Annotated in this window: 22 protein-coding genes; 21 read left to right on the top strand and 1 reads right to left on the bottom strand. The window is 34.7% G+C overall.

Annotated features, from left to right (window positions below; translation table 11 throughout):
• Positions 1-190 precede the first annotated feature (190 nt).
• The 6 genes from G530_RS0113415 to G530_RS0113395 all read left to right on the top strand — a co-directional run bounded on the left by G530_RS0113415 (position 191) and on the right by G530_RS0113395 (position 5,205).
• Entirely contained in the window at positions 191-784 is a 594-nt protein-coding gene (locus G530_RS0113415; protein ID WP_026935030.1) for an ankyrin repeat domain-containing protein, read from the top strand.
• Positions 785-796: 12 nt separating this feature from the next.
• Positions 797-1,882: an acyltransferase family protein gene (locus tag G530_RS0113410; RefSeq protein ID WP_026935029.1), complete on the top strand. Its 1,086-nt coding sequence runs from the start codon at positions 797-799 to the stop codon at positions 1,880-1,882.
• Positions 1,883-2,285: 403 nt separating this feature from the next.
• Positions 2,286-2,954 carry a DUF6090 family protein gene (locus tag G530_RS0113405; protein WP_240472166.1) on the top strand — a complete coding sequence of 223 codons (669 nt, stop codon included), beginning with the start codon at positions 2,286-2,288 and terminating at the stop codon, positions 2,952-2,954.
• Between the two features lie 53 nt (positions 2,955-3,007).
• Complete coding sequence (locus G530_RS16940; protein ID WP_051199791.1) at positions 3,008-3,718, top strand: hypothetical protein; 711 nt, start codon at positions 3,008-3,010, stop codon at positions 3,716-3,718.
• On the top strand, positions 3,702-3,854 hold the full coding sequence (locus G530_RS17655) for a hypothetical protein (RefSeq protein WP_156888637.1): 153 nt from the start codon (positions 3,702-3,704) through the stop codon (positions 3,852-3,854). The genes G530_RS16940 and G530_RS17655 overlap by 17 nt, the downstream gene beginning before the upstream one ends.
• A 100-nt stretch (positions 3,855-3,954) precedes the next feature.
• Positions 3,955-5,205 (top strand): alpha/beta hydrolase-fold protein, encoded by a 1,251-nt coding sequence (locus tag G530_RS0113395; protein WP_026935027.1) that lies wholly within the window; start codon positions 3,955-3,957, stop codon positions 5,203-5,205.
• On the opposite strand, the gene G530_RS0113390 is transcribed toward G530_RS0113395, so the two are convergent.
• Positions 5,169-5,471 (bottom strand): IS110 family transposase, encoded by a 303-nt coding sequence (locus G530_RS0113390; protein WP_026935026.1) that lies wholly within the window; start codon positions 5,469-5,471, stop codon positions 5,169-5,171. The two genes, G530_RS0113395 and G530_RS0113390, sit on opposite strands and share 37 nt — an antisense overlap.
• Before the next feature lie 276 nt (positions 5,472-5,747).
• Here G530_RS0113390 and G530_RS0113385 point away from each other — a divergent pair, with 276 nt between their 5' ends.
• The 15 genes from G530_RS0113385 (at position 5,748) to G530_RS0113315 (ending at position 17,834) form a co-directional block, all read left to right on the top strand.
• Positions 5,748-6,221, top strand: coding sequence for an asparaginase domain-containing protein (locus tag G530_RS0113385; protein ID WP_026935025.1), 474 nt, complete (start codon positions 5,748-5,750; stop codon positions 6,219-6,221).
• A 593-nt stretch (positions 6,222-6,814) separates the two neighbouring features.
• Entirely contained in the window at positions 6,815-7,135 is a 321-nt protein-coding gene (locus tag G530_RS17855; RefSeq protein ID WP_240472165.1) for a helix-turn-helix transcriptional regulator, read from the top strand.
• A gap of 219 nt (positions 7,136-7,354) precedes the next feature.
• On the top strand, positions 7,355-8,191 hold the full coding sequence (locus G530_RS0113375) for an RteC domain-containing protein (RefSeq protein ID WP_026935023.1): 837 nt from the start codon (positions 7,355-7,357) through the stop codon (positions 8,189-8,191).
• 312 nt (positions 8,192-8,503) lie between these two features.
• Positions 8,504-8,788, top strand: a complete 285-nt coding sequence (locus G530_RS0113370; protein ID WP_026935022.1) for a helix-turn-helix domain-containing protein — start codon at positions 8,504-8,506, stop codon at positions 8,786-8,788.
• A gap of 3 nt (positions 8,789-8,791) precedes the next feature.
• Positions 8,792-9,544: a hypothetical protein gene (locus tag G530_RS0113365; RefSeq protein WP_026935021.1), complete on the top strand. Its 753-nt coding sequence runs from the start codon at positions 8,792-8,794 to the stop codon at positions 9,542-9,544.
• Positions 9,528-10,184: a P-loop NTPase family protein gene (locus G530_RS0113360; RefSeq protein ID WP_026935020.1), complete on the top strand. Its 657-nt coding sequence runs from the start codon at positions 9,528-9,530 to the stop codon at positions 10,182-10,184. The genes G530_RS0113365 and G530_RS0113360 overlap by 17 nt, the downstream gene beginning before the upstream one ends.
• Positions 10,185-10,576: 392 nt before the next feature.
• The gene (locus G530_RS0113355) at positions 10,577-10,864 is read left to right on the top strand and encodes a hypothetical protein (RefSeq protein ID WP_026935019.1); all 288 of its coding nucleotides are present in this window, start codon (positions 10,577-10,579) and stop codon (positions 10,862-10,864) included.
• 32 nt (positions 10,865-10,896) lie between these two features.
• Positions 10,897-11,175 carry a hypothetical protein gene (locus G530_RS0113350; RefSeq protein ID WP_026935018.1) on the top strand — a complete coding sequence of 93 codons (279 nt, stop codon included), beginning with the start codon at positions 10,897-10,899 and terminating at the stop codon, positions 11,173-11,175.
• Complete coding sequence (locus G530_RS0113345) at positions 11,168-13,570, top strand: TraG family conjugative transposon ATPase (RefSeq protein WP_026935017.1); 2,403 nt, start codon at positions 11,168-11,170, stop codon at positions 13,568-13,570. Before G530_RS0113350 ends, G530_RS0113345 begins: the two co-directional genes overlap by 8 nt.
• 5 nt (positions 13,571-13,575) lie before the next feature.
• Positions 13,576-14,157 (top strand): hypothetical protein, encoded by a 582-nt coding sequence (locus G530_RS0113340; RefSeq protein WP_026935016.1) that lies wholly within the window; start codon positions 13,576-13,578, stop codon positions 14,155-14,157.
• A 9-nt stretch (positions 14,158-14,166) separates the two neighbouring features.
• The gene (locus tag G530_RS0113335) at positions 14,167-15,003 is read left to right on the top strand and encodes a hypothetical protein (RefSeq protein WP_026935015.1); all 837 of its coding nucleotides are present in this window, start codon (positions 14,167-14,169) and stop codon (positions 15,001-15,003) included.
• A gap of 19 nt (positions 15,004-15,022) precedes the next feature.
• Positions 15,023-15,637 (top strand): conjugal transfer protein TraK, encoded by a 615-nt coding sequence (locus G530_RS0113330; RefSeq protein ID WP_026935014.1) that lies wholly within the window; start codon positions 15,023-15,025, stop codon positions 15,635-15,637.
• A gap of 30 nt (positions 15,638-15,667) precedes the next feature.
• Entirely contained in the window at positions 15,668-16,600 is a 933-nt protein-coding gene (gene traM, locus G530_RS0113325; RefSeq protein ID WP_026935013.1) for a conjugative transposon protein TraM, read from the top strand.
• Positions 16,601-16,611: 11 nt separating this feature from the next.
• Entirely contained in the window at positions 16,612-17,463 is an 852-nt protein-coding gene (locus tag G530_RS0113320; protein WP_026935012.1) for a DUF4138 domain-containing protein, read from the top strand.
• Positions 17,464-17,471: 8 nt separating this feature from the next.
• Positions 17,472-17,834, top strand: a complete 363-nt coding sequence (locus G530_RS0113315; RefSeq protein ID WP_026935011.1) for a nuclear transport factor 2 family protein — start codon at positions 17,472-17,474, stop codon at positions 17,832-17,834.
• The last annotated feature ends 218 nt before the right edge of the window (positions 17,835-18,052 follow it).

Here is an 18,052-nt window from a genome sequence, read left to right as displayed (position 1 = left end):
ACTGCTTTACACCTCAAACTCTTCGTTGAAAAGCAATTGCTTGCGTCATAATTTATACTTCTGCGTCATAATTTTTAACCACTCACCAAACTTAGCACAATAGGCTTCATGCGGATTACCAGTCAATTAGGTTAGTGTCGCATCTTTGAAGAAATAAGAATTAAGTTATTAATCATTAAAAATTTAAATTATGAAAACCCTTAACATTTCTTCAATTAGAAAGACGGTTCAGCTATTATTCCTTACGCTTTTATTGACAAGTTCATGTGCACAATCTGACAAAAAAACAACCTCAGATAATATAGCTAAAACAACAAAAACAATAGACAAACCAAGCATTGATATTCACGGTGCTGTACTTACTGGAAATTTGGATGCGGTAAAGCAACATATTGAAGCTGGGACTGATATTGATCAAAAGGAGGCCATGTCTGGTTCTACACCCTTAATGACAGCAGCTACCTTTAATAAACCGGAAATTGCCAAAGTTCTCATTAATGCAGATGCAGATTTATCTGTAAAAAATAATGATGGAGGCACAGCTTTACACACTGCGGCATTTTTTGGACGTGTAGAAATTGTACAATTACTTATAGATGCAAATGCCGATAAAACGGTTAGAAATAATTATGGAGCTACGGCGAGAGAAACAGTAATGGCAGATTTTGCTCAAATGAAACCTATCTATGAAATGTTAATTCAACAATTAAAACCAATGGGGTTTACATTAGATCTTAATGAATTACAAAAAGCACGTCCTGTTGTTGCAATGATGCTACAATAAACATAAAACAAGATGACAACAGAAAGAAGATACGATATTGATTGGCTAAGAGTGATTGCTATAGGTTTATTACTGATTTACCACATAGCCATCATTTTTCAACCTTGGGCTATGTTTATAGGGTTTATAAGAAGTGAAGATGCTTTAGAGGGACTTTGGAAACCGATGACAATGCTGAATGTTTGGAGGATACCGTTACTGTTTTTTGTATCGGGAATGGGCTTATATTTTGCCATGAAAAAAAGAAATTGGAAGCAATTACTTATAGAGCGAGGTAAACGAATTCTCTTACCCTTTGTGTTCGGAATTTTGGTGATCACTCCTTTACATTTTTTAGTTTTTCAGAAGTACTATAATATGCCACTGAGTTATTTTCCGCATATGGGACATCTATGGTTTTTAGGAAACATTTTTATCTATGTAGTAGTGTTGTCACCTGTTTTTTTCTATTTGAAGACTAATGAAAATGGAAAATTTAAGAAAGCAATTTCAAAAGTCATGACTTATGCCATAGGACCATTATCAATATCTGCTTTTTTTATGATAGAAATAGGTCTTGTTAAACCACAGCTATTTGAAATGTATGCTAAAACCTGGCATGGATTTTTTATCGGCCTTCTGGCTTTCTTTTTTGGTTTTCTATTTGTGTATAGCGGTAAAGCATTCTGGGAAACCGTTTCAAAGTGGAAATGGTTGTATATAGGTCTTGCAACCTTCCTATTCGTGATTCGTTTCACTGGATTTGAGTCTATCTCAAATATGTATATCACCACCATAGAATCCAATGCCTGGATATTAGGATTATTTGGGATAGGATATTGTTACCTTAATAAACCAAGTGCCTTACTAAGCTATTTGAGTGCAGCTGTTTATCCTATTTATATTATTCACATGTTTGTATTATATGTAGGAGCATTACTCATTTTACCTTTAGACCTTCATCCTATGCTAGAGTTTATAGGAATCACTCTATTTACTTTTACAGTCTGTTTTCTCATTTATGAATTTATTCTTAGACGAATTAAAATTTTAAGACCATTGTTTGGATTGAAATGGAAGTTTGAAAGTGCATTACAGAAAGAATTAAAAAATGTTTAATTTTTCCAATTATATTTTTAACCCAACTTGTGCCTTAAAAGGCGAAGAATGAGCCGAATTAATACAGAGTATACCTCCGAATAAAAGAATTCATTAATTCGTATTTTATTTGAGAGTTCTCGGTTTAGAAAAACACCGTTAAGGTGATTTGGTAAATCGACTTAATGGTAGTGTTTTCTTATTCGTATTGCATTTGAAAACTTTCAAATGTATAATCCGGGTTGAAAGTAGACTAAAAATTAGTCAACTGAAATTTTTAAATAATCCAGAATTAAAGCAAGTGACTATTAATCATTTCATTACAATAAATTTTATTGATATTTTGAACTATATATAAACGATTAAGTCAAGAAACCAATAGCTTATGGTAAAATTATTCAGAAAACATAGACTCAAAATGTTGATGGGAAAAAAGTTTGCAGGCTATCTTGCTTATGCCACCGGAGAAATTATTTTGGTTATTGTAGGAATTCTTATTGCACTGGCAATTAATGATCGTTCCAATAAAAATAAGAAGTTAGAGTTACGCCATGCCTACATTACTCAGTTAAATGACGAGGCTGATCGTAACCTAAAAAAGTTAACTATGCTTGATGAAGAGGCATTACAAATGCTTGCAGAGTTAGATACCGTATTTAAACTTTTATTGTTCAAAGATTATGAGAACCCCAAATTATCGACGAAATCGTACTATTTAATCATGTCTAAGAAGTTCTATCCGGTAATGATAACCTATGAAAATTTGAAGTTTTCCGGCGATTTAAAACTGTTTGATGATTTAGACTTACGTAATTCCATATCTGAAACATATGAGACCTTTATCCCAATAGAAAAACTTGAATCTGCTGAGAAACAAGCGATTGAATCCTACTATGAAAATTTCCTGATGCGAAACGTAAAATTTAGAAATATGGGTACGTCTTCTGAAAATTACGGAAAAGATATTTATTTTGAAAATATGGTTTTAACCAGAATTACAACGCTTGCACAAAATCGAGAGGCCTACGGTACCGCGATTGAATCATTAAAAAACCTAAAGAATACCTATGCTGAACTGCAAGACGAAAATTAAAAATATCTTTTCATAATACCTATTCTTTAGAATATTTAAAGTTTAGTAGTAAAATGAAAAAAACATATAAAGTCATACTAATAGTCGGGATACTTTCTTCACAATCTTGTGACTCAAAAAAAGGTCAAACAAACGATAATAATATATCATCCATTAAAACACCATATCTTGGCCAAGAGCCTACTAGTTTAACCCCTAAGCCCTTTGCCCCTGATTTAGTTTCAACAGATCATTTAGAAGTACTACCAGCAATTTTACCTAGCTTAGATGAGTTTTATTTTACCAGACAAATAAAAGGTGATGTCTCTAAAAATTTGGGAATTAGATTGGAAAATGGAAGTTGGAAAACCTTTATGGAAGAACCAAACACAGGTGAAATATTTATTTCTACTGATAATAAAATCATGTTTTTGGGTAATAAATACAAAGAACGAACATCGACTGGCTGGTCGGAAGAAAAAAGTTTGGGTCCATTATATAAGCAAATCTCCATTATGCGACTGACATCTTCGGCTATAGGTATCTATGTCTTTGACGAAATAGATTCTATTGGGACAATCAGAATGTCTGTTATAAAAAATGGAATTCGTCAGGACCCCATAGAAATGGGAAAAACATTCAAATCAGGCACTTATATCTCACATCCTTTTATTGCACCAGATGAAAGTTATATCATTTGGGATTGTGAAAAAGAGGATGATTATGGGAGTTCTGACTTATACATTAGTTTTCGGAAAAAAATGGATCATGGGGAGCAGCCATAAATATGGGAAAAGATATCAATCTAACATGGAAGATAGTTACGGCAGTGTTACCTCAGACGGCAAATACTTCATTTTTCACCGCGTAAAATTAGGCGAGACTTTTGAAGAAAGTTATGCCAATATCTTTTTAGGTTGATGCTCAGGTTATTGAAATTCTTAGACCTAAAAACAACTAGGATTCATTTAAAATAATGAACCTGTAATAGCTCATTTATATATTATTTCAAATTACAAACATGAAAAATTACACGCTACTATTTCTACTGATAGGATCTATTTTGATCGTAAATCAAAATGCAGTTGCACAATCAACTGAACAACAATCGGAGCAATTCGAAAAAACTATTGTTGATTCTATCTATTCTAATATTTTAGGTGAGAAACGTGACTTTTGGGTAAAATTTCCTGATAACTACGACCCAAGTAGCAATGAAAAATATGCTGTAATTTATCTAATGGATGGGTTTTCACTAAAAAGTACACTTGAAGCTGTTTATGATAATTATTGGGGGCATTACCTACCACATATGATACTTGTTGGGGTTTCTAATCGCAAGAACCGAACAAGAGATTTAACTACTTCGCAGATAAAAATGAGACGTGGTAGTGCATTTGATTATGAAACTGGAGGTGCAGAAACCTTTACTAAATTTATGGAGGAGGAACTCATCCCATATATTGATAGTAAGTATCCAACTATAGCCTACCGTACATTAATTGGTCATTCCCATGCGGGGCAGTTTACCATAAATATGTTGATGAACCATGCACATCTCTTTCAAAATTATATTGCCATAGATCCAACTTTGGATTGGGATAACCAAAAATTGTTAAAGCAAGCCAAAGAAAAATTTAAAACGGAAGATTACAATGGGAAATCGCTTTTTGTTTCACTTGCCGCAGAGATGTTACATATACAAAATGAAAGTATAACTATTGATAATGTAATGAGTGACACTTCAGAATTCTCATTGCCTGCACGATCAATAATAGAATTCTCCCAACTTGCGAAGAGCCAAAATCAATTAAACTTTTCATGGAAGGTTTATCATGAGGATTTACATGGTACTGTGCCTTTACCAACATTAAGAGATGGGCTGATTTTTCTTTTTGAATGGTATCAGTTCAAATCTCCTCAAAAATTTAATAATCCTGAAACACCTATAGAAGAATTGGTTTCGCTATTGAAGGAGCAGGAACAAATCTATACCGAAAATTTTGGTGTCCCCACTGCACCAATGGTAGACGAAATGTTAAATGGTTATGGCTATATGAATATGCAAATGGGACAGCCTGAAAAAGCTTTCATGTTTTTTGAAATGAACATTAAACAAAATCCAAATAGTGCAAATGCCTATGATTCGATGGCTGAGTTTTATGAATCTCAAAACGACAAAGAGAATGCCTTAAAATACTTAAACAAGGCCTTTGAATTTAGTGGTAAAGATTACTATAAAGAAAGAATTGAAGCACTAAAGAAAATATAACGAAAGCTAAAATGTTTATCGTGCAACACCCTGCGGGATGCTACTACACCGTAATGATAATAACCGGTAGTTTCCATAACTACCAGGCTATCTTTCTTGATGAACTTCAGTAAGCTTTTAAAGCCTTTTAGATCATTGGAGAATTGATCATGCTTGCTATCCTGATTCATTACATCAAAGAAAGATTTACTAATGTCTACTCCGTAAAAATGTTTAATTTTATCCATAATAGATTGATTGGAAAGAACTGCTACTTTAGTTTTCATCGACTTTAAAACGAGATCCAGGTCTCACAGAACTAAACGAAATTAAAGTAGAAAAGAGAGGGGATTATCAATGTTGACGGAATCTCAAGTTCCCACGGTTCATATAATCTTATTCCTCTCTTTGGTTCTTTCTGATTTAATTATCAAAATTTAGAGAAATTAAACTTAAGAAGAACTAAGCCCACAAGTCCGCATCCTTACTCTCAGAACTGTTAAATCTAAGAAGTAGTTTTATTTCATAATATTATAACTGTTACCTTTATAGAAAAGGTGATTATGAAGATGGTAATTCTAACTACTGGTGGAACAATTCAAGGGATTGATCCATCTTCTCAATCTGAGATTTCGCTTGAAAAACTCTTGGAACCGGTAAAACTTTCATTTACTTATCAAGTAAAAAATATTGTCTCTAAGGATAGCCGATCCATTACAGATAAAGATCGAGAGTTATTACTAAGAGCAATTCAGGAGTCAAACTCAGATAAAATTTTAATTACTCATGGAACCTATACCATGGCTGAAACCGCGAAATATATTGGACGTCAAGAATTAGATAAAACTATTGTTTTAGTAGGATCATTCATCCTGGGCTCATCATCAAATTCAGATGCCCCGTTTAATCTTGGGTTTGCTATAGGTTCTCTACAATTTCTAAAACCTGATGTTTACATTGCTATGCATGGCAAAGTCTTTCATTGGAGCAGTGTGACGAAAAATTTAGTTAGCGAAAAATTTGAGTCAAATGAGTAAGAAAAATGTTTGGGACATCAATACACTGGACGACTTTTTTTTATCTATTAATAGACTTATTAATAGTAATTTTCGCAGTAATTCAAAATCCAAAATTAAAGCAATTAAGTCTTAGAAGGTTTATTATTCTAGGATGCTTTTTTATTGCTTATAATTCATCTGGTGGATTTCTACCCGACAGAAATTTTCTTGAACCCTTAATTCTTCAATATATAATTACATATGGTGTAGCCATTTCACTCTGTGTTTATCTCATTTATTACTTATATAAAGATTATGACATTGTTTTCTTAAAACGATATTTCAGTATTCAGAACATAACAATTACATTGGGAATTGGCTTCATCATTTTATTTTTACTCCCTTATCTAATTACCGGTTCTTTAGATTCCGCCAGGATTCTTTTTACTCTTCCAGTTTCCATTTTAGGTTTTATCTTTCTAGGCTTATTTTATAGGAGGATATCTGCAATTAAAAATCCAAATTCCTTTCTTTCGAAAAGAAAAAAATTATCAACCATTAGTATAGGTTGTATTGTCCTTTTACCAATCTTAACTGTAATTGGAGATTATCAGTATATAACATTTTCAGTAATGAATTTCGGGTTTTATGCCATCACAGCCCTGGAGATCAATCGATATCTTTATTTAATTAAAAACCAGGCGAAGCTTAAAAAGGTTCTCAGTTTTAATAATGACCCTGATGAGGAATCAGTTAAAACAAAAATCATTTTTCAAAATCTAACTAGAAGAGAATTTGAAATTGCTTTGTTTATTTTATCAGATACAACTTATAGAGAAATAGCTAAAGACTTATTTATTGCAGAAAATACGGTTACTAAACATGCCTCAAATATATTTAAAAAAACAGGAGTCAAAAATAAAAAAGAGTTTCTATTTCGCTTCTTAAAATAAATTATACCTCAAAAGAATATGATTGGATTAGCCTGCATACAAACTGATTCCCATCATTAAATATTTCATAGTTTCCGTAGAAAAATACGGATTTAATAAGGTGAAATACGTAATAATTTTTAATGCTTTTTAATTGTTGTAATTATCTTTATTACGACTGATGTATGAGGAAGTTTTCATAAAGAAAAGCCATTTTTTTAAAATGAAAATGAATGAAAGATGGATTTAAGTTTAGAAACGGAAAAGTTTTTATTAGACCTGAAGGAAATTGAAGTTGCTAATGCCAGCATTTTGCGGCAAGCTTACCTCACTATTGAATTATGCCAACATGTTCTCTATAGCTTTAAAAGTAAAGTCATCTCCAAAGGTTTTGATTCCTTAGACTCCGAAATCAACTTTTTCAAAATAATTAAGCAAATCCCTTTAATTAAGCTAATTTACTTTTCTGAAATTCATTCCTTTGAAATTCAATTTCCAAAAGGAAATAAAGACTCTCAGCTCAAATATATTAAAAGAAAGATTAATAAACTAAACCGTTTTTTTCTCTACAATCTGGACTTCGGTCAATATATAAATTCTGGACTAACTCATTTTGATAAGGAATACTATACGAGAAATTACTTGGATAAATATCATATTACCACTTCAAAATTCTATTTTCAGGATCCTGACTTTTCCACGCCTAGAGATATGTTATTAGGAAAATATAAAGCATATAATTCCCTGGTGATTTATCTGGATGATCGTATGAGTGAAATTAAAACCTCTAAATCTGGAAGCTTCTCAAATAGCCGGAATACAGATAAACTTCCCTGGCCATTCACTAATACTGATTTTACGGAATTAACTTACGCCTTATGGTATGCAGGGTTTTATAGACAAAAAAATCTTAGCATTATTCAGCTGGCTCAAAAGCTGGAAGAAATATTTGATCTTAAATCTACAGATATTTACAAGAATTTTCAGGAAATAAAAAGACGTAAAAATAGTCGCACCATTTTTCTAGACCAGATAGCTACTTCCCTGCTTTATGAAATAAATAAAAGTGAAGGATAAAATATCAATTCTATAATTTTTCGACTGTTAAATTATGCCAGTGGTAGAACCGTACTATGGATTTAGAATTTAAGGAAAAAGTTCATCAAATCTATAGCTTTTAAGATCAACAAAAAGGGTTACATTTCTTTAAAATACCTCAAAAAGGGAGCTTATTTTCGACTGTTAAATTTTGACCGAGTTAGGGTCATACTGGTGAAAGAAAGCCATTAATACTATCCAAATTTGTAAAACGAAAGTCAAACTGAGTTAGGGACTATCAATAAAAAATCTTAACCATGTGATAGTCCCTTTCTTTTAAATCGTTTTATTATGCCAACAAGTATTATTACTACAGACGACCTTCGGGAATTCAAAATGGAATTGCTCGAAGAATTAAGAGGTATCCTTTCTAAACAATCTTCCGGAACCCTCAAGCGCTATCTGAAATCATCCGAAGTTATGGACCTGCTTCAAATAAGCCCGGGAACATTGCAAAATCTTAGAATTAATGGCACACTGCCCTACACCAAGGTGGGTGGGATCATTTACTATGATGCTCAGGAGATTCAACGGGTTATGGATGAAAACAGAGTACAACACAATTTCGATTTATAAAAGATGAATTATATAAAGCTACTTAACGCGGCTTTTGAAAAGTTCTTTTTCGATGACCGCCTAAACCCAACGCATATTAGCCTCTATATGGCTTTGTTCCAGGAATGGAATAGTAGCCGGTTTGCAGATGGATTTTTTGTAAATCGCCGGGAGCTCATGCATATGGCCAAGATAGGTTCAAAATCTACCTATCATCGTTGTATCACAGATCTTGATTCCTGGAGTTATCTCTCCTATTTCCCTTCCTATAATCCGTACAAGGGAAGTAAAATCAAGATGTCCATTATCTGCACCACTGATGAACCGGTTACGGGAGACTACGATCATATAATGGAACAGCACGCGGAACAGTACTATCCCATACGGGATCAGGTTATGTACCAGCACTATCCCATAAATGGTCAAGTTGAGGACCCGCACCGTCCCGTAAGTAGACAAGCATTGGTACCTTATATAAACAATACTAAACAAATAAACATTAATAAACAGCCAAAGGGCAGGCAGGCCGTTTTAATTTTTTTTAAAGAAAAAGGATTTCCTGCTGATGAAGGAAAAAAATTCTTTGATCATTACCAGTCCAATGATTGGAAAACAAGCAATGGAAATGAGGTAAAAGACTGGCAGGCTTTAGCGATCCACTGGATGAAAAGAACCGAATTATTCGAAGAGAACCACAAAGAAATCAAAAAGGTAGCGTCCCATAATCAGGACAACTTAAAGACCACTAAAACCAAGGATTATGGACAACCCCTCTAAAATTACCGAAGGTGGCGTGGAATATTCGCTAGGCAAATTCGATGGAAAATCCGTGCAATATGATTTTCCAAAAATTCTGGTTTACTTAAATGCCAAAGGGAAGCTTCTTTTTGGAGAAAAATTTAAAATCTACAAGAAGGATAAAAAGGTTTTATTAAAGCTGTGCTCCTACTTCATCAGGGATAAGGAAAATTGCAGAAAATTTGGTATTGATGTGGATAAGGGAATCTTACTTTCCGGACCCGTAGGATGTGGTAAAACAAGTCTTATGAAACTCTTACATTTTTTGGTACCGTACCAGCGAAAATATGTGGTGATGCCCTGTCGCAATATTGTCTTTGCATTCAATCACTTAGGATATAAAACCATAGAAGACTATGGCGAAAGTAGTTTTTTCTGTTTTGATGATATGGGTGTAGAACCTTTGGGAAGACACTATGGCCGGGATTGTAATGTCATTGGAGAAATTCTACTATCCCGGTATGAACTTTTTCTGGCGACAAAAATAAAAACCCATGCTACCACAAATTTAAATGCTGAGGAATTGGAAGAACGTTACGGGAATCGAGTAAGAAGCCGGATGCGGGAACTTTTTAATTTGATTGCCTTTGATATAACAGCTTGGGATAAGCGAAAATAAGTTAGGAGCGAAAAGATTTAGATATCAAAAGTACCTCCTTAGAGATCTGGCTTATAATTTCCTGAATAAGGTTTACTATTTCTAATAAAATCATCTTCATTTTAACCTAATTAAATAATTACAAAATAGGCTTGAGGCGGTAAAACCGAAACAAAAACTGAATTGGTAAAAGACAATTCTGACGTTTTTCAGTACTTTTTTATATTCAGTTTTCAGGTTATCAACAACTTACCTATTAAAATTCATAGAATTTAATGCCAAATAATAGCAACCGAATTCAAACTCAATCAATTAATATTTTATACACAAATTATTGATTTTCAGTAGTTTAAATTCAAATATATGTAATTTTCCTTTAACGAAAACAACACAAAAATCTAAACTGTTCCGTTATGCGAAAATCAATTTATTTCACAGCTTTCCTTTCACTGATCTCCACCCCCCTTTTTGCCCAGATAGGAGGTATCGAAAATTCAGTTAATGATGTTTCTGATACCATAAGAACCATTTTCCCGATCATTCTTGGGGTTATTTTCCTAATTGGATTTCTTTTTAATGCTGGTCATTTCTTTGGTGAAAATGCCGATTTAAAAAAGGGAATTACCCGGGTATTGGTTTTTGTCCTGATTGCCGGTGCAGTCGTGGGAATCTTCACTTATCTAATCTCTATTGTAGTCTAATGATCGTATCAAGGGCTTTTAATCCAGGCATTATGAAAAAATTCGAGGTCTATAGAAACATTAGGAAAGAAGCTATCATTTTTGGATTGCCAGTCTCCCTATTCGCCGTTATGATGATTTCCATAGTAGCCTCCCTCCTGGTAGTTATTTTTTCATTCAGCTTCGAGATCATTATTGGAGTACTAATTTTTAATTCGGTGCTCTATATTATGCTAATCAGGATCTATAGTAATCCGCAACTCCTTCAATTCCCAGCTTCCTTTCCAGATATCATAAGTAACAAAAGAAATTCAGGCTTCGATTATGAATAAGGTTAACCTATCCAATTGTAAGGTTATAGCAGATATTCAAAACAATATCGCTTTTGCTATGAATGGAAATATCGTCATCTGCTATGAAGTGATATTACCTGAAATTTATTCTCTTTCAGAAAAAGACTTCGAGGATATACATGATGTCTGGTTTCAGGCATTAAAGTCCCTCCCGGTTGGTACTGTCGTCCATAAGCAGGATATCTACGTGAAAAAGATCTTTACATCAGAAGAATTACACAATAAAACATTTTTAGAAAAGGCTACTCATGATCACTTTAAGAACCGGGAGTATATGGAGCATCATTGTTATCTATTCTTTCTGCTGACCAGTAATAAAGCCCTTAATAATTCTAAATATGTAAATCCATTTCAAAATATATCGAAAGTAATTATCAGGAAACTGGAGGAGAATGTAAACAGCTTTGTTAGTTCAGTCAGCGATACAGTTTCCTTTATCAATACCAATCGTAAAATAGAACTTGTTCCTCTTAATGCAAATGGAATTCAGGGTCTGACCAACGATTATTTCAATGGCTTTAATAAAGGTTTTGATACAGATATTTTATTAGAAAAGAAGAATGTCAATATAGGACAAAATTATTTTGATGTCCTGGCCATTAACAGCGAACTGTGCTTTGGCGAAAATGTAAAAAGTAGCAAAACCAATGAAAAATACACGTCAGACGATTTTGTATTCCATCAAGGATTTATAGATGGTTTGGGACTAACGCTCAACGCAAATCATATTGTAAATCAGATTTTGTATCTGGATGACAAACATAAATGGCGCAAGCTATTGGATAAAAAAGTTGAAGCACTTAAAAAAAGTTCAAATTTCGGTTCGCAGAATAAAGTTGTACTTGGTAAAATTCAAAATATACTTGATCAGATCAATGTTGATGACACCTCCCGAATTATTCGCGGACACCTTAACATAATTTTCTGGGATAAGAACTCAGAAAATCTAAAGAGAATTGGATCTCAAGTTAAGACCGAATTTAAGGAATTGGATATTATCCCCTATTATCCAAAAGGAGAGGAACGTAAAAATTATATACTGAATAGCTACTGTGGCTTTTCATCCAACTTTTCCAATGAAGATTTATATGTAACCGATCTAAAACATGCTCTATGCCTTTTTATAAATAACACAAATTATAAATCTGATTCTACAGGTATCATATTTAATGATCGTGAACATAATATACCTATATTAAAAGATGTCTGGGATGAGAAAAAGAAACGCATCAAGGCCCGGAATTTTGCCATATTTTCTCCTACAGGTGAAGGCAAATCTTTCCTGGCAAACAATATCCTGCGCCAATACTTTGAGAGTGGTATCCGCCTGGTCATTATCGATTTGGGTGGTTCCTATACTAAATTTGCCAAACTATACCCCGGAGAATACACTATTCTGCGCTACGAGAGTGGGAAGAACCTGGGGATTAATCCATTTTATATAAAAAATCAGGATGATCTAACACCTGAAAGACTGGAAGATTTATCGGTGTTCCTTTTTGAGCTGTTCACCTCCGATCTAAAAGTTACCAAGGCAGAATCGGTATCTATCAAAAAGATCCTTAGGTACTATTATGAATGCACTCCTAATAAGTATTCTTTGGATGGTTTTTACCACTTCATCGAAAGCAATCAAAAGGATCTGCTCCAGAACCTCAAAATCCATCCCGACTACTTCAACATTACAAACTTTCTGCACATAATGTCGGAGTACGTTGGCGATGGTCTATATAGTTTCCTGTTCGAAGTTGCTGAAGATCAAACTTATAAGATCGAGGATAAGCGGCTGGTTGTTTTTGAATTAGATGAAGTAAGGGAAAACAAAGAGATCCTTTCTGTAATGTTGAAGCTGATCAAATCTGCTATCCAAAGAACAATTTGGAAAAATCGATCAGAAAAAGGAATCATCCTATTTGATGAATTTGCCAAGCAGTTAAAATTTAAAAACGTACTGGAAAGCGTGGAGTTTTACTATCAGGCCATTCGTAAACAGAATGGTGCTATTGGGATTATTTTACAATCTATCAACCAGCTTCCAGATAATTCTACTTCGGCAAGTATTCTGGATAACACACAGGTCTTTTACAGCCTACATAATGAAAAAGGATATGTGGAGTTGGGCAAACGCTTAAACCTCTCCAAACACGACCTAAATCAGTTGAAATCCATTAAGAACAACTTTACCGGACCCAGAAAGTATACCGAGATTTTTATAAAGATAGGAAAGCATAGCAATGTATTCAGACTCGAAGTACCCAAGGAGGTCTATGCTGCTTACCTCACCGATGGATCTGAAAACGATCTTATCATGGCTCTCTATAAAAAACATCAATCTATGGAAAAAGCAATTAATGAATTCATCTCAAAAACTTAAAAACAATGAAATACAAAATCCAATTTTTAGCACTAGCATTGGCTCTGACCCTAATAATGCCTGCCCGTACATTCGCTCAGGGGATGCCGGTTTATGATAATACCAATTTTATAAGCCTGGCCAAATCGCTTATAGAATCTGCAAAACAAACCTCACAATTGCTCAAAACCGTCGATTTCCTGAAGCAACAAAAAGAGAACCTTGAAAAGGTAAATAGCGTAGTGAGGAAATTGAAGGCCGTACAGGAGATCGCTCAAAACAACCAAAGGCTTTTTGACCTGGTGCGCGATGACCTCCGGAAAATTCTGAATTCTCCTTATATCAAACCTGAGGAAGTTACCAGAATTTCAGATTCATTCAATGGCATAATTGAAAACTCCCTGGATGATCTGGACTTTATAGATCAGATCTTATCCAGCGATTACCTGAAAATGACCGACGCCGAACGCGCGGCTATTTTAAAAGAAAAAGAGCTTCAATCAAAGGAGATGGTTTCAGAAATTAAACTGAAAACCGAACGCTATCGGGACATCATTTCATTTAGAGAAATGCAGGACAGGATCAATAATCGGGAAACAGACTATTAAAAAAATGATATGGGATTTTTATTAGGCATAGGACTGGAATATGTGGATGCTGTTTTTCAGGTTATTAAAAACAGTGACTTTTCCCAATACACTATTGCCGGAATGAAAACCCTGGCTGTGCTTTTTTTTCTAATTAATATTCTTAAAAAATATAACGAAGGGATTGCCGATAAGGAGGGTTATACCTGGGGACTTAGCCCGGGGGAACTAGCTAAAAATTTCGCCGTAGTCGTGCTGGTTATATTTTCTACCCAGGTACTCGGTTTTTTTGATAGTATCCTGGTAGCTATAGAATCTCAGTATAAAGACACAGCTCCTGCCCTTATCCCCTTGCAACTACAGGATATAGATCTGGAAACAGAGGTGGGTCCCCTGGAAGTGGCCACCAAGGCAATGTCTTTGCTTTATGATGCCCTGGTCACCCCATTGTACCCGGTTAAGGTGATTTCTTTTGTGATAGGCTTGTTCTTATGGGTTTTGGACCTTTTCATTTATCCTCTCTTTTTAGCTGAAAGATATTTCCTGCTTGGGATCATGCAGGCATTTTTTCCACTGGTAATTAGTCTTGCCGTATTTAAAAAATTCAGGGAGTTGGCCTATAACTTCTTTAAGCTGTACACCGCGGTTTATATGCTGGTTCCTGCCTTCTTCCTGGTCAATATTTTTGTAAATAATCTTTATGCAGAAATCAATACGAATTTCTGGTCAAATCTACTAGGCAACACCACAGATAATAACATTATCAAAATCATTGTGGAAGCGGGATCTATTGGCTTTATCGTTTTTCTGAAATTCAAACTTTATAGACGTGCCACCTCCTTCACATTTAAACTTTTTACTTCCTAATTCAGATAAATTCAGAAACATGAAAACAGCATACCGAAATATCTACTCAGTCTTAAAAATCAACCGGTTTATTGTAATGAGCGTTGTGGTTCTTGCTTTGGTCTCAAGCGCTTTCTCAGGATTAATGGTTTATGATATATACCAACAATCCATGAATAGTTCTTTTGCGATCAATACCGATGGTTCGGTAATTCCATTAAAATGGGTTGCGCAGCAGGAAAATCTGGAAGTGGAAGCGCTGGCCCATCTGGAACTCTTCCATACCTATTTCTATAATATAGATGCCAGCAATTATGAAAAGAACCTGGAAAAAGCATTATGGCTCGGCAATAGTTCTGTAGACAATCTCTATAGACAGAAGAAAGCAGATGGAGTATATAATCGCCTGATTCAATATTCCCTGGTTCAAAAAGTATTAAGTACAGAATCTGAACTTGAATTATTAGATGATTCCTATCAATTCAGGACGACCACCATTTTTGAGATCAATCGCGGGACGATCACCGATACCTACGAACTGGTATCGACAGGAAACCTGATTGTTGTAGATCGTAATTATCCTAATAACACCCACGGTCTTCTCATCACGAATTATTTCGAAAACACCCTTAAAAAACTAAATAATGAAAATTGAGCCGATAATCGGCATTTAAAAAACAGGATTATGAAAGTTGAAAAAAACAAAATAGTGTTTGCTTCGGTACTAGCATTAGTGATACTGTTCATTGTGTCATATTCATTATTAATAATGTCTGAGGATGCTAATGAAAACGAAAACCCAAGAGAAATTACCGTTCCAGAAATTGGGAATGAACAGGAACATTATTCTACAAAGCTGGATGCCATTAATGCCTTGAAGGAAGTTAAAGAAACCAATGCCCCGAGCATATACGATGAAAGCTTGTTAGACTCGGCTGGCTATTATGACCCTGATCTTTATGATAAAGAAAAGCAGCGAATTATAGACAGTATTGATAATTATAGGCCTGTTCAATATTCAGATAATTCCTATAACCATGAATCTTCAGAAGCCAATATACAGGAAGCCACTATAATTGATCCTATTTTACCTGAAAGCAATACGATAATTTCTACAAAAGAAATAGAACTGGAACACCAGTTATTTTTCAGTTCAGATCCGTCTGAAAATCCTGAGTTGGTACAGGCAAAGACAGATAATATGATCTATGCTGAAGTTGACGGCACCCAGGTAGTGAAACAGAATTACCGGTTACGTATGAGATTAAGCAAGGATGCCAGCATCAACGGGAGGTATGTTCCTAAAAACACGCCTGTTTTTGGTTTTATAAGCTTTCAACCCAACAGGGCTTTGATAGAAATTGAGAATATCAACCACAGGCCAGTAAAACTCAAGGCATACGATCTTCAGGATGGTAGCGAAGGCATCTATGTAGAGAATAATTTGAGAGCCGATGCCACCCGGGAAGTTATAGATGATCTGGTGCAGGACATCAATATTGCCGGGGTTCCACAAGTAAGCGGGATTAAAAAAGTCTTTCAGCGCGATAACCGCAACATCAAGGTCACAGTAACCAACACTTATAAACTCATTTTAAAAGCCTCACGGGGAAATTAAATCCATAAATTATGAAAACCTCAATAATCACCACGATCCTTTTTTTGCCCTTCCTAGCTGGAAATAGTTTTGCCCAGACAACTAGTTCCAGTAGTCCCATTCTGGATACCATTTTTGCCAATGATTCCAAGAATGTGGCCCTGTTCTTCCCTGCCCCTATCAGGCAGGGAATTACAGGGGCAGAGAACTTTGTATTCACTTACAATCGGGAGCAGGAACAGCATTTCGGACTGCTGCAGGCAAGGCCCGGAGAGGAAAGTAATCTACTCATTATCAATGGTGATGGTGCTGTTTTTTCGTATATTGTTAGGTATAAAAAGCAGCTTCCTAAACTGAATTATTTTATCCCCAGAAGCCAAAGTATTGGGACTGAAAAACCGGTTTTAAAGAATAAGGAGCCAAAGGACAGTATAAGCGAGAAAGCTAAAAACAGGGATCGCTATCATAAAAAGTTTAGTGAATTCCTGCTGGACAGAAATCAAAAAATAGGCAGGATCAAAAAACGTGCTGATGGTATTTTACTGAGTGTCCAGAATTTTGTTTTTGACAGGGGAGAAATGTATTTCGTTATTGAAATTGAAAATTCATCTTCGTTGGATTATGATCTTAATTTTCTGAAATTCTATATAGAAACAAAGAAACAGGGAAAAAGAAAATCTATTCAAAGATTAGAGCAGAAACCAATTTATATACACCAGCTACCAGTGAAAATCCCTGAAAATGAAACCAGGAAAATGGTGTTTGTACTTTCAAAATTCTCTTTGGCAAACGACAAAAGATTAGTGGTTGCACTCAATGAAAGAAACGGAGAACGTAACTCAAAACTAAATGTAAAAGCAAGGATCATTAATAACCCAAATTAGACAGCCTTATGAAGAAGTTATTATTGCTATTTTCGATAGTCTTCGCTATTAGCTGTGGAGAAAGCCAGAAATCCCCGGAAGAAACGGCCAGGATCGTCGTGGAAAGTTTTTACAATCGTGATAACGCCAGGCTTAAAGAATATACTACCCCAGGAATATACCAGTCATATGTTTCTGTCCAGGATCAATTAACCAATGCCTCTGGCGGAAAATCCAACTTTTCAGTAGTCCAGGATACGGTTTATGGCGATACCGCCTGGGTAAAGTTTAATTCTGCCTATGCCGACCGGCCGGAAACTTTTAAATTGATCCAGCAGGACGGCAAATGGAAGGTTACAGAAACTGGTTTACGAGAGCGCAGCCCCTTTTAAAAGATCTTATACTGGAAATCAAATTTTTCTTCTTGCTTGGGATGTTTACCTGGCAAAAAGGATATTCCTCTCCTATTTAATAAATTCTAAATACCTCCAAATTCTTACTTTTTAAAAATTATTTAATATGATTTAAATCTTTTACAATAGAAAAATTACATTAACTAATTTCAAAATAACATAAGCGTAAACAACAACAATTTGTAAACAACTTAAAA

The organism is Christiangramia echinicola DSM 19838 (assembly GCF_000423065.1).
Classification (GTDB): domain Bacteria; phylum Bacteroidota; class Bacteroidia; order Flavobacteriales; family Flavobacteriaceae; genus Christiangramia; species Christiangramia echinicola.
Note: the sequence above shows the minus strand (reverse complement) of the source record. Positions and strands in the feature narration are given on the sequence as shown.

Excerpts from the sequence above, each read along its gene's own strand:
- G530_RS0113335 (WP_026935015.1), top strand. The coding sequence starts at position 14,167 with ATGGGATTTTTATTAGGCATAGGACTGGAATATGTGGATGCTGTTTTT.
- G530_RS0113395 (WP_026935027.1), top strand. The coding sequence starts at position 3,955 with ATGAAAAATTACACGCTACTATTTCTACTGATAGGATCTATTTTGATC.
- traM (WP_026935013.1), top strand. The coding sequence starts at position 15,668 with ATGAAAGTTGAAAAAAACAAAATAGTGTTTGCTTCGGTACTAGCATTA.
- G530_RS16940 (WP_051199791.1), top strand. The coding sequence starts at position 3,008 with ATGAAAAAAACATATAAAGTCATACTAATAGTCGGGATACTTTCTTCA.
- G530_RS0113390 (WP_026935026.1), bottom strand. The coding sequence starts at position 5,471 with ATGAAAACTAAAGTAGCAGTTCTTTCCAATCAATCTATTATGGATAAA.
- G530_RS0113365 (WP_026935021.1), top strand. The coding sequence starts at position 8,792 with ATGAATTATATAAAGCTACTTAACGCGGCTTTTGAAAAGTTCTTTTTC.
- G530_RS0113370 (WP_026935022.1), top strand. The coding sequence starts at position 8,504 with ATGCCAACAAGTATTATTACTACAGACGACCTTCGGGAATTCAAAATG.
- G530_RS0113345 (WP_026935017.1), top strand. The coding sequence starts at position 11,168 with ATGAATAAGGTTAACCTATCCAATTGTAAGGTTATAGCAGATATTCAA.
- G530_RS0113405 (WP_240472166.1), top strand. The coding sequence starts at position 2,286 with ATGGGAAAAAAGTTTGCAGGCTATCTTGCTTATGCCACCGGAGAAATT.
- G530_RS0113410 (WP_026935029.1), top strand. The coding sequence starts at position 797 with ATGACAACAGAAAGAAGATACGATATTGATTGGCTAAGAGTGATTGCT.
- G530_RS0113330 (WP_026935014.1), top strand. The coding sequence starts at position 15,023 with ATGAAAACAGCATACCGAAATATCTACTCAGTCTTAAAAATCAACCGG.
- G530_RS17655 (WP_156888637.1), top strand. The coding sequence starts at position 3,702 with ATGGGGAGCAGCCATAAATATGGGAAAAGATATCAATCTAACATGGAA.
- G530_RS0113360 (WP_026935020.1), top strand. The coding sequence starts at position 9,528 with ATGGACAACCCCTCTAAAATTACCGAAGGTGGCGTGGAATATTCGCTA.
- G530_RS0113320 (WP_026935012.1), top strand. The coding sequence starts at position 16,612 with ATGAAAACCTCAATAATCACCACGATCCTTTTTTTGCCCTTCCTAGCT.
- G530_RS0113415 (WP_026935030.1), top strand. The coding sequence starts at position 191 with ATGAAAACCCTTAACATTTCTTCAATTAGAAAGACGGTTCAGCTATTA.
- G530_RS0113385 (WP_026935025.1), top strand. The coding sequence starts at position 5,748 with ATGAAGATGGTAATTCTAACTACTGGTGGAACAATTCAAGGGATTGAT.
- G530_RS0113350 (WP_026935018.1), top strand. The coding sequence starts at position 10,897 with ATGAAAAAATTCGAGGTCTATAGAAACATTAGGAAAGAAGCTATCATT.
- G530_RS0113340 (WP_026935016.1), top strand. The coding sequence starts at position 13,576 with ATGAAATACAAAATCCAATTTTTAGCACTAGCATTGGCTCTGACCCTA.
- G530_RS0113315 (WP_026935011.1), top strand. The coding sequence starts at position 17,472 with ATGAAGAAGTTATTATTGCTATTTTCGATAGTCTTCGCTATTAGCTGT.
- G530_RS0113355 (WP_026935019.1), top strand. The coding sequence starts at position 10,577 with ATGCGAAAATCAATTTATTTCACAGCTTTCCTTTCACTGATCTCCACC.
- G530_RS0113375 (WP_026935023.1), top strand. The coding sequence starts at position 7,355 with ATGGATTTAAGTTTAGAAACGGAAAAGTTTTTATTAGACCTGAAGGAA.
- G530_RS17855 (WP_240472165.1), top strand. The coding sequence starts at position 6,815 with ATGAATTTCGGGTTTTATGCCATCACAGCCCTGGAGATCAATCGATAT.